Source organism: Kribbella sindirgiensis, assembly GCF_004331435.1.
Lineage (GTDB): Bacteria > Actinomycetota > Actinomycetes > Propionibacteriales > Kribbellaceae > Kribbella > Kribbella sindirgiensis.
This window is the reverse complement of sequence record NZ_SJKA01000010.1, coordinates 108482-123064: the sequence shown is the minus strand read 5'-3', so window position 1 is coordinate 123064 and position 14583 is coordinate 108482. Positions and strand designations below refer to the sequence as shown.

Annotated in this window: 14 protein-coding genes; 4 read left to right on the top strand and 10 right to left on the bottom strand. The window is 69.4% G+C overall.

The window, feature by feature from the left end:
• Positions 1 to 29: 29 nt before the first annotated feature.
• The 4 genes from E0H50_RS26845 (at position 30) to E0H50_RS26830 (ending at position 3919) form a co-directional block, all read left to right on the top strand.
• Positions 30 to 983 carry a GNAT family N-acetyltransferase gene (locus E0H50_RS26845; RefSeq protein WP_131293298.1) on the top strand — a complete coding sequence of 318 codons (954 nt, stop codon included), beginning with the start codon at positions 30 to 32 and terminating at the stop codon, positions 981 to 983.
• Positions 980 to 1927 carry a GNAT family N-acetyltransferase gene (locus E0H50_RS26840; RefSeq protein ID WP_131293297.1) on the top strand — a complete coding sequence of 316 codons (948 nt, stop codon included), beginning with the start codon at positions 980 to 982 and terminating at the stop codon, positions 1925 to 1927. The genes E0H50_RS26845 and E0H50_RS26840 overlap by 4 nt, the downstream gene beginning before the upstream one ends.
• Before the next feature lie 145 nt (positions 1928 to 2072).
• Complete coding sequence (locus E0H50_RS26835; protein ID WP_131293296.1) at positions 2073 to 2660, top strand: ArsR/SmtB family transcription factor; 588 nt, start codon at positions 2073 to 2075, stop codon at positions 2658 to 2660.
• A gap of 2 nt (positions 2661 to 2662) precedes the next feature.
• Positions 2663 to 3919 carry an MFS transporter gene (locus E0H50_RS26830; protein ID WP_131293295.1) on the top strand — a complete coding sequence of 419 codons (1257 nt, stop codon included), beginning with the start codon at positions 2663 to 2665 and terminating at the stop codon, positions 3917 to 3919.
• Here the strand turns inward: E0H50_RS26830 and E0H50_RS26825 are convergent.
• The 10 genes from E0H50_RS26825 to priA all read right to left on the bottom strand — a co-directional run bounded on the left by E0H50_RS26825 (position 3916) and on the right by priA (position 14503).
• A complete protein-coding gene (locus E0H50_RS26825; RefSeq protein ID WP_131293294.1) occupies positions 3916 to 5493 on the bottom strand; it encodes an MFS transporter in 1578 nt (525 codons plus the stop codon). The two genes, E0H50_RS26830 and E0H50_RS26825, sit on opposite strands and share 4 nt — an antisense overlap.
• Complete coding sequence (locus E0H50_RS26820) at positions 5493 to 5999, bottom strand: MarR family winged helix-turn-helix transcriptional regulator (RefSeq protein ID WP_131293293.1); 507 nt, start codon at positions 5997 to 5999, stop codon at positions 5493 to 5495. Before E0H50_RS26820 ends, E0H50_RS26825 begins: the two co-directional genes overlap by 1 nt.
• An 80-nt stretch (positions 6000 to 6079) precedes the next feature.
• On the bottom strand, positions 6080 to 6577 hold the full coding sequence (locus E0H50_RS26815; RefSeq protein ID WP_131293292.1) for a MarR family winged helix-turn-helix transcriptional regulator: 498 nt from the start codon (positions 6575 to 6577) through the stop codon (positions 6080 to 6082).
• Positions 6574 to 7335, bottom strand: coding sequence for an imidazole glycerol phosphate synthase subunit HisF (gene hisF, locus E0H50_RS26810; protein WP_131293291.1), 762 nt, complete (start codon positions 7333 to 7335; stop codon positions 6574 to 6576). Before hisF ends, E0H50_RS26815 begins: the two co-directional genes overlap by 4 nt.
• 82 nt (positions 7336 to 7417) lie before the next feature.
• On the bottom strand, positions 7418 to 7564 hold the full coding sequence (locus E0H50_RS43135; RefSeq protein ID WP_165547314.1) for a hypothetical protein: 147 nt from the start codon (positions 7562 to 7564) through the stop codon (positions 7418 to 7420).
• A 165-nt stretch (positions 7565 to 7729) separates the two neighbouring features.
• Positions 7730 to 8662, bottom strand: a complete 933-nt coding sequence (locus E0H50_RS26805) for a lysophospholipid acyltransferase family protein (protein ID WP_131293290.1) — start codon at positions 8660 to 8662, stop codon at positions 7730 to 7732.
• Complete coding sequence (gene larAH / locus E0H50_RS26800; RefSeq protein ID WP_131293289.1) at positions 8662 to 10242, bottom strand: NPN-dependent hydroxyacid isomerase, LarAH14/15/16 family; 1581 nt, start codon at positions 10240 to 10242, stop codon at positions 8662 to 8664. The genes E0H50_RS26805 and larAH overlap by 1 nt, the downstream gene beginning before the upstream one ends.
• A gap of 42 nt (positions 10243 to 10284) precedes the next feature.
• Positions 10285 to 11484, bottom strand: a complete 1200-nt coding sequence (locus E0H50_RS26795; RefSeq protein WP_131293288.1) for a zinc-dependent alcohol dehydrogenase — start codon at positions 11482 to 11484, stop codon at positions 10285 to 10287.
• The gene (locus E0H50_RS26790) at positions 11481 to 13769 is read right to left on the bottom strand and encodes an HAD-IB family hydrolase (protein ID WP_131293287.1); all 2289 of its coding nucleotides are present in this window, start codon (positions 13767 to 13769) and stop codon (positions 11481 to 11483) included. Before E0H50_RS26790 ends, E0H50_RS26795 begins: the two co-directional genes overlap by 4 nt.
• Positions 13766 to 14503 carry a bifunctional 1-(5-phosphoribosyl)-5-((5-phosphoribosylamino)methylideneamino)imidazole-4-carboxamide isomerase/phosphoribosylanthranilate isomerase PriA gene (gene priA / locus E0H50_RS26785; RefSeq protein ID WP_131293286.1) on the bottom strand — a complete coding sequence of 246 codons (738 nt, stop codon included), beginning with the start codon at positions 14501 to 14503 and terminating at the stop codon, positions 13766 to 13768. The genes E0H50_RS26790 and priA overlap by 4 nt, the downstream gene beginning before the upstream one ends.
• Positions 14504 to 14583 lie beyond the last annotated feature (80 nt).

Sequence of the window (14583 nt, the reverse complement as noted above, 5' to 3'; positions counted from 1 at the left end):
GTACGGCGGTCGTTCACCACCATGTGGGAATGACCGCCGTACTGCCAGACGCCTACACCGTCCGTCCACCGAGGCTGGAGGACGCGCAGGCGGTCCTCGAACTGGTGTCCGACTACAACACCTCGGTGGTCGGTTTCGCCGACTACACCCTGGACGACGCCCAGGACGAGCTCTCCGAGCCCGGTTTCGAGCCCGAGACCGACGGCTGGCTGGTGTTCGACGACGGTCGGCTGATCGGCTACGGCTCGGTCTTCGGTAAGGGCGATCACCGCCAGCTGGACCTCGATGTCGTCACCATGGACCCGGTCGTGGAGCGTTTCCTGCTCGACCGGATCGAACGCCGCGCGGCCGAACTCGCCACGGAGCACGGGCACGTCGCGGTGCAGGTCGACATCGTCAACTACCAGGCCGACAAGGCCCGCGAGGAACGGCTGGCCGGCTACGGGTTCGAGCGCGGCACGGTCTTCCACCGGATGCGGATCGACCACGACGGGACGGTGGCGGCGCCTGAGGTTCCGGCCGGAGTCACGGTACGGCGCGGCGCTCCGGACGAGGCGAGCCGGCGGGCGGCGCACGACGTACTGAATGCCAGCTTCGCGGGGCAGTTCGGGTTCTCGCCGCGCTCGTTCGAGGAGTGGCAGGACTCGCACGAGAGCTTCTCCGCGTTCGACTGGTCGCAGCTGACGTTGCTGGAGGTCGACGGCGAGGCGGTCGCGATGCGGACGTCCACGAACCAGTTCGTCGAGGACGAGAACTGCGGCTACATCGGTCACCTCGGCGTTCTCGAGAAGGCTCGCGGGAAGGGGCTCGCGAAGTTCCTGCTGCGCGACCAGTTCGCGCTCGACGCGGCGGCCGGGCGGAGCGGCACGATCCTGCACGTCGACACCAACAATCCGACGCCGGCGCTCGGCGTGTACCTGTCGGTCGGCATGCAGGCGACTTTGGTGATGGAAGTCTGGCGGCGGCAAGTGACCACCGCGTGAGCCTGCCGGCGGGTTACACCACTCGACCGACGACGCTTTCGGACGCGGCGCTGATCGCGGAGAGGTCCGGGCGCTACACGTCGGCGCTGCTCGGTTCCCCGAAGCACAGCCCGGAGGACGTCGCCAACTACCTCCGTGACCCCGGCACCGACCTCGCGACGGACGCCTGGATCGTGTTCGATCCGAACGGCGACTTCGCCGGCTCGGCCACCGCCGTCCCGATCACCGGCGGCACGCACGTGAACGTCGACGTCCTGAGCGGCGAGCCCGCCGTCCTCGACTGGCTGCTCGCCCAGGCGGAGGGGCGAGCACGCGAGGTCTCGCCGGCCGTCGGCGAGGACGGGGTCGTGCTGCGGGTCGGCGTGATCCGGCAGGACGAGCGCTTGGCTGCGGTCGCCGCCGCGCGCGGGTTCGCGATCGGTACGTCGACGCACCGGATGCGGATCACGTTCGACGGTCCGATGCCTCCGCCTGCCGTGCCGGAGGGCATCGTCGTACGGCGCGGTGCTCCGGACGAGGCGAGCCGGCGGGCGGCGCACGGCGTACTGATGGAGGCTTTCGCGGACCAGCCCGAGACTCTGCCGCGGCCCTTCGAGGAGTGGGCTGCGTCGCGGGAGAGCCGGTCGACGTTCGACTGGTCGCAGGTGACGGTGGTCGAGGCCGACGGCCGGGCGGTCGGGATGACCGAGTGCAACCACAACTTCGTGAGCACCGACAACTGCGGGTACGTCGGGCGGCTCGGCGTCGTACCGTCCGCGCGCGGCCGCGGGCTGGCCAAGTTCCTGCTCCGGAACGCCTTCGCGACCGACGCCGCCGCCGGCCGCACGGGCACGATCCTGCACGTCGACGCCGGCAACCCGACTCCGGCCGTCGCCCTCTACACAGGAGCCGGCATGCAGCCCGACCTGACCAGCGACATCTGGACCAAAACCGTCCGCCGCTGATCAGTCGGCAGCTCGACAGTACGTATACGCCCACTGCCGGCGCCCGCCCGCCTCAGCCGGCGCGCGTTTCCCGCCGATCACCGGACACCTCCTGTCGACCTGCCGAATCTTGCCTTCCGGAGATCTGAGAGATTACTCTCGAAACATGTCTCTCAGAAATCCGTACGGCGATTTCGAGATCACGGACCCCCAGGCGATGCGCGCATTGGCGCATCCGGTTCGCCTCGCCGCCCTCAGCTACCTGCAGCGCCACGGTCCCGCGACCGCCACGCAGTTGTCCGAGCATGTCGGCGCGTCCCCTTCGGTGACCAGTTGGCATCTGCGGCACCTGGCGGGCTTCGGGCTGGTGAACGACGGTCCGCCGCCGAGCGGGTCCGACCGCCGGCAGCGCTGGTGGTACGCGGTCGCGAAGGGGTTCCGGTACGAGATGCCGGAGACCCCGGAAGGCGCCGAGGCCGGCCGGCTGCTGCGCGCCGAGGTCATGAACCAGGCTCTCGAGACCGCCCAGAGCTGGCTCGCCGACATCGAACCGAACCTCGAACCCGAGTGGAGTCGCCGGGCCGGGTCCGCGAACACCCTGCTGGTGATCACCACGGCCGAAGCCGAGGCGATCGAGTCGGCGATCGAGCAGCTGCTCGCCCCGTACATCCAGCGCTACGGCACCGACGACGTACCGGACGATGCCCGCCCGGTTCGGCACATCCGGCTTTCCTTGCCTGAAGCAACGGAGTGATCATGAAGACGCTCGCCGCCACGAGCCTTTGGCGGGATCGACGGTTCCGGACGTTCTGGTCCGCGCAGGGTGTGTCCGAGTTCGGGGACCGGATCACCGAGCTCGCGTTGCCGCTGATCGCGGTCACGATGCTGGACGCCTCCCCCAGCCAGGTCGGCTTCCTGACCGCGGCGGTCTGGCTCCCGAACCTCGCGTCACTGTTCATCGGCACCTGGGTCGACGGTCGCCGCGACAAGCGCCCGCTGATGATCGCCGCCGATCTGGCCCGCTGCTTGGTGTTGCTCTCGCTGCCGGTCGCCTACTGGTTCGATCTGCTGGCCCTCGGCCACCTGTATGCGATCGCGATCCTGGCCGGCACGGCTCATGTCGTCTTCACCACCGCGTATGTGTCGTTCTTCGTCCGGCTGGTCGACCGCGATCAGTACCTCGAGGCGAACAGCAAGCTGTCGGCGACCCGCTCGATCTCGTTCATGGGCGGACCGGCTGTCGGCGGTCTGCTGGTGCAGTGGTTGACCGCACCGGTCGCGATCGTCGTCGACGCGCTCACGTTCGTGTTCTCGGCCGTCCAGATCAGCCGGCTGAAGGTCGAGCCCGGGGCGTCGGAGGAGTCGGGCGAGCCGCTGCTGCGACGGGCGGCGGCGGGGATGCGGTACGTGTTCAAGCACCCGTACCTCAGCCGCAGCCTGGGCTGCGCGACGACGGTGAACTTCTTCAACCTGATGAGCATGGCGCTGCTCGTGCTGTTCGCGAGCCGGAGCCTCGATCTGTCGGCGGGCGTCATCGGTGTCGCCTTCGGCGTCGGGGCGTCCGGCGGCCTACTGGGCGCCGTCACTGCGTCCCCGTTGAGCAAGCGGTTCGGCGCCGGTCCGGTGATCGCGGCCGGGGCGGTCATCTTCCCGGGCTCGATCGCGATCGCCGCGCTCGCGGACGGGCCGACCTGGGTGAAGGCGTTGGCGCTCGCGGTGGCTGAGTTTGTCGGGGCGTTCGCGGTGATGTGTTTCGACGTACCGCTGAACTCGTTGCAGGCGGCCGTCACTCACGACCACATGCGCAGCCGGGTCGCGGGCGCGTTCAGCAGTATCAACTACGGGATCAGGCCGCTCGGCGCGGTCGTCGGAGGGTTCCTCGGCACCTGGATCGGTGTCCGCGAGACTCTCCTCGTCTCCGCCGCCGGCGGCCTGCTCGCCGTACTGTGGCTGGTCGGCTCGCCGATCATCCGCACCCGCGAACTGACCGGCCTGGAGCCGCCCGAGCTTTAGAGGTCGTCCGCGACGTCGACCTTGGCGACGGTGGTGCGGAGCGGGACCTCCTTGATGAACACGACCGCGATCAGGCTGACCACGGCGCAGGCGGCGGCGATCAGGAAGATCCGGCCGGTCGCGTCGCCGTACGCGTGCCGGACGAGTTCGGCCAGCTGCGGCGGCAGGTGGTTGACGTCGAGCAGGCTCGTACCGCCGCCCTCCTGCAGTTTGCGGGCTGCTTCGGGTCCGTTCGGGCCGGCGAGAACGCCGGCGACGATCAGGTCCTTGACCCGGGCGGCGAGCACCGCGCCGAGGGCCGAGACGCCGACCGCACCGCCGAGGCTGCGGAAGAACGCGACGGTCGCGGAGGAGGCGCCGATCTGGGTGACGTCGACGGTGTTCTGGACGGCGAGCACCAGGTTCTGCATCGTCATACCGGTGCCGAGACCGAGGGCCAGCATGCCGAGCCCGACGAACCAGTACGGCGACGTGTGGTCGATCGTGCCGAGGACGAGGAGTCCACCGAGCAACAGTACGCCGCCCGATACGAGGTACCGCTTCCATTTGCCGTAGCGGGTGATCAGCTGGCCGGAGCCCGCCGAGCCGACGAACGAGCCGAGCATCATCGGGATCGTCAGCAGGCCGGCCTCGGTGGGGCTGTAGCCGCGGGCGATCTGGAAGTACTGGCCGAGGAACAGCGCGCTGCCGAACATCGCGACGCCGACCGCGAGGCTGGCGACGATGGCCAGCGCGGTGGTCCGTTCCCGGACGACCTTGAGCGGGACGAGCGGCTCGGCGACGCGGTTCTCCACCAGGACGGCGAGGAAACCGAACAGCAGGGTGCCGCCGACGAACAGCGCGGACTGCCAGGACATCCAGGCGAAGTCCGAGCCGGCGAAGGTGACCCACAGCAGCGGCAGGCTCGCCGTGATGCTGATCAGCACCGCGCCGAGGTAGTCGATCCGGACCTCACGCTTCAGTACCGGCAGGTGCAGGTACTTCTGCAGGATCACCAGGCTGACCACGGCCAGCGGGACGCAGACGTAGAAGCACCAGCGCCAGCCGAGCCACGAGGTGTCGACGATGACGCCGCCGATCAGCGGGCCGCTGACGGTCGCGACGGCCATCACGGCGCCCATGTAGCCGGAGTACCGGCCGCGGGACCGGGGTGGGATCGCGGCGCCGATGATGGCCTGGGCGAGCGCCATCAGACCGCCCATCGCGAGGCCCTGCAGCACCCGGGCGCCGATCAGGAACGGTACGTTGTGGGACAGGCCGGCCAGCGCCGACCCGATCACGAAGATCGAGATCGCGAGCTGGACGAGCAGTTTCTTGCTCATCAGGTCCGAGAGCTTGCCCCAGATCGGGGTGGACACCGTGGTGGCCAGCAGGCTCGCGGTGAGGACCCAGGTGTACTGCGTCTGGGAGCCCTCGAGGTCCGCGATGATCGTCGGCAGCGCATTGCTGACGATCGTCGAGCTCAGCATCGCCGTGAACAGCGCGGCGAGCAGCCCGATCAGGATCTCGAGGATCTCGCGGTGGGTGAGTTCCGGCGCGCTGGGCAGTTGGCGCCGGGTCTCGGTGACAGTCATCAGTCTCCCGTCTTGGGGTGTTGCCTCACGACCTTGTTGGCCTCGGTGATGGCGACTGCGACGCGCTGCATGGTGGCAGCGGCCGCGGTCAGCGCGTCGTCGTCGAGGTCCGCCAAGGCGGTTCTCAGTTGCCGGGTGTAGGACGAATAGAGCGCCTCGAGCTGGGCCTTGCCCTGGGACGAGAGGCTGACCAGCCCCACGCGGGCATCGGCCGGGTCCGGTCGACGGCTCACCAGTCCGTCGGCCTCCAGCGCGGTCAGCTGCCGGCTCACCACCGACGCGTCGACGCCGAGCTTCCCGGCGATCTCGCCGCCGCGCTGCTCGCCGTCCTTCATCAGCACCTTGAGCACACTCGCGTCGGAACGGCGCAGCCCGCCGTCACCGGCGAGGTGCCGATGCTCGATACACCGCACGGCCCGCACCAGCGAACTGACTCCTTCGAGCAGCTCCTGCGCGGCCGCATCCCGCTCTACCCCCGGGACGAGGGGTTGCTGAGCTAGTTGCATAACCCAACTATATACAGGGATAGTTGGTTTCCACAACCATATGCGCAAGCTGTGGATAAGTGGTGACGGGTGGTGAGAGCTCAGCCGAGGTCGGCGTTGAGGCGGCCGAGCAGGCGGCCGAGGTCAGCGAGGTCGGTGGGGTTCCAGCGGTCGAGGATGGCGCGGAACTCGGTCTGGCGTTGGGTGCGCATCGCCTCGTAGCGTTCGGCGCCGGTGGTGGTGAGGCGGAGCAGGCGGGCGCGGCCGTCGTCGGGGTCGCCGACGCGTTCGATCAGGCCGAGGTTCTCGAGCTGGGTGATACCGCGGCTGACGGTGGACTTGTCGAGGCCGAGCACCTGCGCGACGTCCGACGCCCGTACGCCGGCGCTGTTGCCGGTGCCCATCTCGATCTGGGAGATCAGCGCGTATCCGGCCGCGTCCATCTCCGGGTGCACGCGCCGGGCGAGCCGCAGCGAGGCCGACCGTGACCGGCGGAACAGCGCCGACAGCTCCTGCTCGATCGCCGCAACCATCCGCTCCGAGTGCTCGGTCGGCGTGGATTGCGGGTTCGGGTGCTCGACGTCGGCGGGTGTGCTCATCGGACCACGATTCCGGCGTCGCGGAGGGCCTTCTTCACGTCGGCGACGCGGAAGTCGCCGAAGTGGAAGACGCTGGCGGCGAGTACGGCGTCCGCGCCGGCCTCGACCGCGGGCGGGAAGTGTTCCGGCGCGCCCGCTCCCCCGCTGGCGATCAGCGGTACGTCGACCACCGCGCGGACCGCCTGGATCAGCTCGAGGTCGAACCCCTGCTTGGTCCCGTCGGCGTCCATCGAGTTCAGCAGGATCTCCCCCGCACCGAGTTCACAACCGCGCTGCGCCCACTCGATCGCGTCCAGCCCAGCCGACTTCCGGCCGCCGTGGGTCGTGACCTCGAACCCACTCGGCTGGTCGGCGGCCCGGCGTACGTCGAGGGACAGCACCAGGACCTGGTTGCCGAAGCGGTGCGCGATCTCGCGGATCACGTCGGGGCGCGCGATCGCGCCGGTGTTGATCCCGACCTTGTCCGCACCGGCCCGGAGCAGCCGGTCCACGTCACCGACCTCGCGGACCCCGCCGCCGACGGTCAAAGGGATGAACACCTGCTCGGCGGTACGGCGAACCACGTCGTACGTCGTCTCGCGGGATCCCGAGGAGGCGGTGATGTCGAGGAAGGTCAGCTCGTCGGCGCCCTCCGCGTCGTACACCTGCGCCATCTCGACCGGATCACCCGCGTCGCGGAGGTCGGCGAAGTTGACGCCCTTCACCACCCGGCCGGCGTCGACGTCCAGACAGGGAATCACCCGCACGGCAAGACTCACGGGGCCAAGCGTACCGGGGCGGATGACGGGCGAGGACGCACGACGCAGGGAGTGGGAAGGCAGTTGTGCGGCCGGCTGCTCTCTACGCGTCGTTTGTGAGCCGGTCGCTTGGGAGTTGAACGAGCTTGCCGTCGCGCCGGACGGCTACCAGGACCGGAGTTGGGCGCGGGCGGAGGAGGTGGATCAGGGCGGCGCCGACGAGCGCGATCAGCAGCAGGGTGAGTCCCATGAAGTTCCTCCTAGAGAATGCACTTCCCTGCAGGCAGTGTACGCGGCGGCCAAGCGCGGGACCGGTCGTCATGCAGGCTGAGGGCCCACACCACTCACCTGCGAGCGACGCCCCAGGGGTGATAGGCGGGACAGCACCTTGCCTGCCCCGCCGTACATCTGCCGGCTACTTCCAGGCGCGGCGGCGGTTGTCGGTGGATCTCATGGGGCGGGTGGATTCCCAGACTCGGCGCCAGCGGGCTGCTTCGGGGCCGGTTTGGGAGGGGGAGGCTCCGATGGCGGCGCGGCGGCGGGATTCGTACCAGGTGGTGGATTCTTCGTCGAGGAGCGCCGAGACGGCGGCGGCGATCCGGGGTGCGAAGTCGCGGGCGCTTTCGCCGGCAGCGGGGCGGAGCGGGTCGCCGTACCGGACGTGGACGGCGGGGCGGCCGGGGATGGGCCAGCCGCGGCCGCGGGGCATGGCGGCGAAGGAGCCTTTGATGCCGACGGGGATGATCGGTACGTCGTGTTCGACGGCGAGGTACGCCGCGCCCATCCGGAACCGCTGCACCCAGCCGTCCGGCGAACGGGTGCCCTCCGGGAAGACGACGACGTTCCAGCCGTCGGCGAGCAGGTCGCCGGGGGTGGCACTCATCTTGCCGCCGCGGCGTTCGATCGGGAACGTGTTGAACACGATCGCCGACCCGGCGGCCCGCCACCAGGTGTCGAAGAAGTAGTCGGCGGCGGCTGCGAAGGCGGTACGGCGGCGCATCGCGTCGGGCAGTGACAGCAGGAGCAGCGGGGTGTCGAGGTGCGACGAGTGGTTCGCGACGATGATCGCGGGGCCGTCGAGCTTGAGCAGCGAGTCGAGTCCGCTGACCTGCGGGCTGACCTCGAAGTTGAGGACCGCGTTGAGCGGGCCTTTCTGGATCAGGTCGCGGACCGCGATCGCGGCCGGCGTCCGGGCCCATTTCGTCGGGAAGACCGTGGTCTCCTTGGGAATGACGTACGGCTCGGCGGATCGCGGTACTTGCGGCCGGCGGCCCCAGCGCCAGCCGCGCGCGACCTGCTTGACGTCGCGCGCGGTGTCCTTGCCGAACTTGACCAGACTGGTGCCCATCAGCGCACGTCCGCGAGCAGGTGCGGCGGGTTGTGCAGGTACGTGATCGACGGCGACCGGCCGACGGAGTGGCTGACCATCTCGAGCGCGTCGGACAGGGTCGACGCGGACCGGAAGCCCATCCGCTCGACGGTCTTGCGGTTGGCGCCGACCCAGACGATGTCGCCGCAGTGGTCGAGGGCGTGGGAGATCCAGTACCACATGTAGAACGGGTGTACGCCGTGGTAGGCGTACGACGTCCGGTACAGGTGGATGTACCACGGGTCTTCGGCGTACTGCTTCTCGAACTTGGCCTCGATCGTCGCCGGGTCGGTCGACTCCGAGAGCACTTCCTCGAAGAAGTCGACGTACGACGGGTGGTGCAGCTGGCTGAACTCGTAGTCGACCGGGTGGTACAGGATGACGGCGCCGTCCTTGCGGACGACGGGGTTGCCGCGGTACGAGTTGAAGTAGTACCCGAGGCCCATGCAGGCGGCGAGGATCGGGTTCATCACCGAGTTCACGTTGTAGGGGCCGACGAACGGCACGCCCATGATCGCGACGTCGGACTGGCCCTGTACCTCGACCAGGTGCTGGCGATGCACGGCCTCGATGGTCTTCTCGTGCACCGGCTCGATCGCGCCGGCGTTGATCCCGGTGAGGCCGTAGTTCGACCGGGTGTCGGTGAAGATCTTGTGCCGCAGCTTGGCCGGCGCGACGTCGAGCCCGCGCTTGGTGGCGAGGAAGGATGCCTGGTCCTTGATGGACCATTCCCATTCGCGCTTCTGCAGGAACTCGAGCGGCCCGCCGAAGATGTCGTTGTTCAGCGTGGTCTCGATCTGGAAGACCTTGACGTGGCTGGTCAGCACCTCGCCCATCCGCCAGGCGGAGTGGTGCATCTTCGAGGCCTTGTGGTCCATGAAGGACCGCGAGTGGATCATCGTGTGGCTGTTGTGGTGGTGCTTGAGCGACTTGTACGACGCCAGTCCGATCGACGTGGACTTGTGGCCGCCGTCCATCGCGACGAGGTTCACGTTCACGTAGACGAGCAGGTCGGATTCGGCGGCCCGCTTGGAGATCTCGACGTCCTCGCCGTGCCGGGTCTGGCCCAGGTGGGTGAGGTTGTCGCGGTCCTCGGCGTCGAAGTTGTAGAGCTTGCCGTCGGGGAAGAACGAGCGGAAGACGCGTTCGCCGACGATCTCGCGCAGCTCGTTCGGGGTGAGCCGGCGGTGCAGCGCGTTGGCGGAGATCAGCTCGACGTCGTCGACACCGGCCTGCGCGGCGAGCTCGAGGACGGCCTCGATGACACGCTGCCGGATGTCCGGCTTCTTCATCGGGGGCAGCGGCAGCGAGATGTCGTCGAACGCGATCGTCAGCCGCATCCCGGCGCGCAGCAGCTCCGGCAGCGGCTCGGAGTCGATCGGGTTCAGCAGCGCGTTCTGGATCGCCTCGTCGACGTCCCGGACCGGCGGCAGCGCCTCGGGCGGGTACACCACCCGGGTGCCTTGCGGGAACCGCTCCAGCAGGAAGCCCTCACCGTTGTGTACGAGCAGCGGCGGCGTGCGGTCGTCCACCTCAAGCACGAATCCTGGCCGAGACATGTCAGAACCTCTCTCGTCGTACGTACTGCGTCGTCACGGCCCTCATGAGGCCCTCACATCGAAAGCAACCTTGACCGTTCCCAGTCGGCCGGCGGAGTGCGCATGGTCGAGCGCTTCGCGCCAGCGGTACAACGGGTAGCGGGCCCCGACGATCCCGTCGAGCGGGGCGCGGCCGGCGAGTTCCAGAGCGGTCTCGAACGCGGGGCGGCCGTTCGGCTCCTCCCGCGCGGAGGCGTACGTGCCGGTGACCTCGAGTTCGCGGAACCACACGGGCGACAGGTCGGCGCCGCTGGCCGGCATCCCGGACAGTACGACGCGGCCGCCGGCCTTGGTGACGCGCAGCACGGTGTCGATGGAGTCCTTGCTGCCGACCGCGTCGACGGCGACGTCGACACCGCCGAGCAGGAACTCGCCGCCGCTGAAGTCCTGCTTCAGCCGGAACGCGCCGGTCGCCCGCCGGACGCCGCGGAACACCTCGTCGGGTGCCACGACGTCGCTCGCGCCGAACGCGCGGGCCAGCTCTCGCTGCTTCGCGTGCTTGGCCACCACGGTGATCCGCCCGGCCTGCGTCAGCTCGCGCAGGGCGAGTGTCGCGAACAGCCCGACCGCACCGGCGCCGCTGACGAGCACGGACTGTCCCGGCTCGACCTTGGCGCGCAGGGCGGCGTGCACCGCGCCCGCCAGCGGCTCGACCAGTACGGCGCGTTCGTCGGACATCCCGTCCGGTACGGCGTACAGCTGGCTGCGGTGGGCGACCATCAGGTTGCCCCAGCCGCCGCCGGTGTCCCGGCAGAACCCGGTCTGCAGGCCCGGCGCGACGTGGCCGACCGTGATGCGGTCGCAGCGGTTGGTGTTGCCGGTGACGCAGCCTTCGCACGGTTCGACGCCGCGCGCCGCGCAGGTCAGGACGCTGTCCATGACGACGCGGGTGCCCTTCGGCAGGTCTTCGCAGTCGTCGAGCAGTTCGCCGACGATCTCGTGGCCGGGGACGAACGGCATCGACACGACCGCGGAGAAGTACAGCTTGGTGGCGCCGGTGACCATGCCGAGGTCCGAGCCGCAGATACCGGACAGGATCGGCCGGATCCGTGCCCAGCCGTCCCGCTCGGCCTTCGGCTCGTTGATGGTGACGAGGCGCAGCGGCGCGGCCGGTCCGGTCAGGATGCCGGGGATGCGGCCGCCGACCGCCTTGGCCGCCAGGTACTTCGCCGGCGACCGGTACATCTCGAGAGCGAGCATCATCGAGCGTTCACCCCAGGGAGCTCCAGACGAGAAGGCGTGGACGAGGTCTTCCAGTCGACGATCTGCCAGCGCGCGGCCCGGGCGGCCCGGAACAGCGACACGTCCGGCGAGACCGCGACCGGGTTGCCGACGACCGACAGCATCGGGAGGTCCGAGTGGCTGTCGGCGTAGGCGTACGACTTGGACAGGTCGATGTTGGTCTGCCGCGCGTGGTGCTTGAGCCACGCGGCGCGCGATTCACCGACCAGCGGCGGGCCGGACAGGAAGCCGGTGCAGCGACCGCGGTCGTCGACGGCCAGCTCGGCGGCGACGATCTCGTCGAACAGCGGCTCCAGCGGCCGGGTCAGCGGCCGGACGGCGCCGGTGATCAGGATCGTCTTGTGCCCCGCGGCGCGGTGCTCGCGAATCCGCCGTACGGCGGCGCCGCTCAAACGTTCCAGCACGTGCTCGGCGAGGATCTCGTCGACGATCTGGTTCAGCTCCTCCAGATCCGCGCCGGCGTAGCGGCGGTAGATCGTGCGGAGGAACGTGCCGCGGTCCTTGCGCTCGGCGGCGATCAGCTTCGGGAGCTTGCGCAGCATCGCGCCGATCTCGTTCGCGCGCTGCGGGCCGTCCAGTTCGGGCAGCCGCATCCACAGGTAGGTCTCGATCACGTTCGACGACAGCAGCGTGCCGTCCATGTCGAACGCCGCGACCACCTTCGCCTCGGAGGGCTCGACCTTCTTCAGCACGCCGGCCGACTCGGCGAGCGCCTTGTTCCGCTTCTTGCGGACGACGTCGAGCCGGCGCATCGACTCGGTGACACTCGGGCAGTGCAGCTCCTGCAGGTAGTACTGCCAGTCGACGACCGCGGTGTCGCAGGCGAACTTCTCCTTGTCGTCGCCTTCGAGCGCGTTGTGCAGCGCGAGCACGTTGTCGTCGATGAACTGCAGCTCGGCCTGCGCGTACTCGGAGTACAGGTCCATGTAGCGGCGCAGGAAGTCGAGGCGGCGCTTCTGGACGTCGAGCTCGCGGGCGTACTTCCGGGTCCGCTCACCGCGCGGGATGGTGGTGATGATCTTGTCGGCGATCTTGTGCGCGCGCTCGCCGTACCTGAGCATCGTCTCGACCGAGTCGCCGCCGGGGAACTTCCAGACCGGCAGCCGGACCGCGCCGCGCTCGCCGAGGTCGAACGGGTGCTTGGAGAAGTACGCGCGAACGCCGGCGTACAGCTGCTCGAACGTCAGCGGGTTCCGGGCGCCGGAGCCGATGTGGTAGTACTCCGGCTTGCTCAGTTCGGGCTCGGTCGCCATCACCGCGCAGATCGCGCCGACGACGTGGTCGACCGGGATGATCTCGATCACCGAGTCCGGCGAGGCCGGGAACTCGGGCAGCTCGCCGCGGCCGTAGGCCAGGATCAGCGGCTCGGCCATCTTGAAGCCCTCGATCCAGCCCGGGTGCGGGCTCTGCACCGCGGACTCGATGATGGCGGGCCGGACGATCGACGTCGGCAGCTTGCCCGAGAACTCCTCGACGACGCGCTCGCCGAGCGCCTTGGTGAACGTGTAGCAGTCGGTCCAGCCGAGGCTGCGGGCGCGCTCGGTACCGGTCTCGACGAGCCGCTTCGCGACCCATTCGGTACGCCGACGCTCGGTGTCGGCCGCCGCCGTCAGGTGACCGGCGCGCCGGTGCAGCTTCTCGGCCTCCTTGCGGAACTTGGCCAGCATCGGCGCGGACCGGGACTGCTCCTCGATCCGGGACTTCATCGCCATCCCGGCCTCGGCCTCGATCCGCCAGTCGACGAAGTGGTCGACCGGGGCCTCCGGGATCGCGCCGCGCCGGCGGCCGGCGGTGTAGGCGGTGGAGATGTGCACGTAGTGGACCGGCTGCCCGGTCTCGACGATCCGCTCCAGCAGGCTCTTGGTACCGAGCACGTTGGTCGTGAACGCCTCGTGGATCGGCGGGTCGAAGCTGACGTCGCCGGCGCAGTGCACGACGATGTCGAGATCCTTCGGCAGCTCCGGCACGTCGGCCAGGTCGCCGTCGATGACATGGATCCGGGCCGCGGACAGTGCCTCGGCGTCGGCGTACTCCGTTCCCTCACCGTAGAACGGCTTGAAGATGTCCTTGCGGAGCAGCTGCGCCATCCGGTCAGCGCCGGTCAGCGAGCCCTTCGGGCGGATGATCGCGGCCACGGTGGTGCCGGGGAGCTCGCCGATGATCCGGTGCAGCAGCGCCTCACCGACGAAGCCGGTGACGCCGGTGACCAGGACCTTCTTGTCCTTGAGCTTGTCGGCCAGACTCACTTGTCGCCTCCACGCGTGAGCTCGAGTGCCTCGGTCAGGGTGAACGCGCCGGCGTACAGCGCCTTGCCGACGATGACGCCTTCGACGCCGTCCGCGACCAGCGTGCTGAGGGCGCGCAGGTCGTCGAGGCTCGAGACGCCGCCGGACGCGATGACCGGCTTGTCGGTGCGCGCGCACAGGTCGCGGTACAGGTCCAGGTTCGGGCCCTGGAGCATGCCGTCCTTGGTGACGTCGGTGACCACGTAGCGCTCGCAGCCGGCGGTCTCCAGCCGGGCGAGCACCTCGTACAGGTCGCCGCCTTCCTTGGTCCAGCCGCGGGCGGCCAGCGTGCGGCCGCGGACGTCGAGCCCGATCGCGACGCGGTCGCCGTACTGCTGGATGATCCGGTCGCACCACTCCGGGTCCTCGAGCGCGGCGGTGCCGATGTTCACCCGGCGCGCACCGGTGGCCAGCGCGGCTTCGAGCGAGTCGTCGTCGCGGATGCCGCCGGACAGTTCGACCTGGACGTCGAGCTTGCCGGTCACCTCGGCGAGCAGCTCACGGTTGCTGCCGCGACCGAACGCGGCGTCGAGGTCGACCAGGTGGATCCACTCCGCCCCGGCGTCCTGCCACGCCATCGCCGCCGCCAGCGGATCGCCGTACGACGTCTCGCTGCCGGCCTCGCCCTGCACCAGACGGACCGCCTGCCCGTCCGCCACATCGACGGCAGGCAGCAGCACCAAATGCTCAGACATGGGCCACACCCTAGAGGGCTTAGCTGAGAGATCCGTAACCCGGAGGGCTCCTGAGTCGTTTGAAATCGATCTGTCTCAGC